This is a genomic window from Gilliamella sp. wkB18, assembly GCF_001690875.1.
Classification (GTDB): Bacteria; Pseudomonadota; Gammaproteobacteria; order Enterobacterales; family Orbaceae; genus Gilliamella; species Gilliamella apicola_A.
The window spans coordinates 1-1,070 of the sequence record NZ_LZHM01000106.1 but is presented as its reverse complement, the minus strand read 5'-3'; the positions used below and the strand labels follow the sequence as shown (position 1 = coordinate 1,070).

Below are 1,070 nucleotides of genomic sequence, written 5' to 3'. Positions count from 1 at the left end.
TTTTAAATCAATCCTATTTTGCTAGCTTTATTTCAGCTTGTTTGATTTCTTGCTTTAATTCTTTTATCTCACATAAGAAGATTTCTATAGGAGGATAATAAGAATATATATCGTCATCCAAATCCAATAGACTATTTTTACTTAAACATAATTTATCTATCTTTTTCTTAATTAATGGGAGGCTATTTTTTGGCGCGTTCTTCTTTTTGACTAATAACGTTGTTTTTTGTTTTAACAAATCTAAATAATAAAAATAAATATGCTCTGTATTACATTCTTCGTCAGTTTCATTATTTAAACATTCCAAAAATTCACTGCTGTTATAATCGATAATATCATAAGGGTTAGGTACTACGCTGAAATGGTCAGGATAAGAGATTTGAATTTGACGACCATATATCTGTAATAAATTAAATTTTAATTTTTTTTCATCAATTTTATAATGCCTCCAGGTTTGAGGAACGATTCCATTATCTGCTGCCATTAAGGATAACGTATAAATATCACCACTTGGTGCAATATAGTAATATCGATAACCTACGAAAAGAAAATTCGTTATATTCGTAAAAGTATTAGCAAGCGTTATTTTATCTTTAATTTCATTATTTTGAATTAAAGATAAAGTCAATTTAGCACCAGAATAATCACTTTCTTCCTCCACGAGGCTAAAAGCTTCTTTGCTTAATTTTAGGGTTAAACCGTTTTTTTGATAGATCACCTTACTTTTATCAACCGAATTAAGAACATTGCTAAAATAGTTACCAAATTTATGTAATGGACAACGTTTATCAATTTCGGCTTGCTTTAAGTCATCAACTTCCCAATAATTAAGCGGAAGTGTACAATCTTTTTCTAATTTTTGCATATCTACTTTATTGAGAAATGAATTGCCTCGATATTTTTTTTCTATATTAAATTGTTGGCTGTAGCAGCAGGTACTAAAGAAAGAAAAAATAATACCGATATAAAATAAATGTTTCATAAGCTATTCCTTAATTTCTTCAATTTTAGTGAGTGAAAAGTCAGCATGAAAGTGAGAGTCATGTAATTCACCTCCGTTTACAACACCG

General features: G+C 28.6%; 1 protein-coding gene. It reads right to left on the bottom strand.

Annotation, left to right across the window (positions count from 1 at the left end; all coding sequences use genetic code 11):
- Positions 1 to 13 precede the first annotated feature (13 nt).
- Complete coding sequence (locus A9G48_RS10575; protein WP_065576146.1) at positions 14 to 982, bottom strand: hypothetical protein; 969 nt, start codon at positions 980 to 982, stop codon at positions 14 to 16.
- Between the last annotated feature and the right edge of the window lie 88 nt (positions 983 to 1,070).

Bases quoted from the DNA above. Each gene is read 5' to 3' on its own strand.
- A9G48_RS10575 (WP_065576146.1), bottom strand. From the start codon at position 982: ATGAAACATTTATTTTATATCGGTATTATTTTTTCTTTCTTTAGTACC.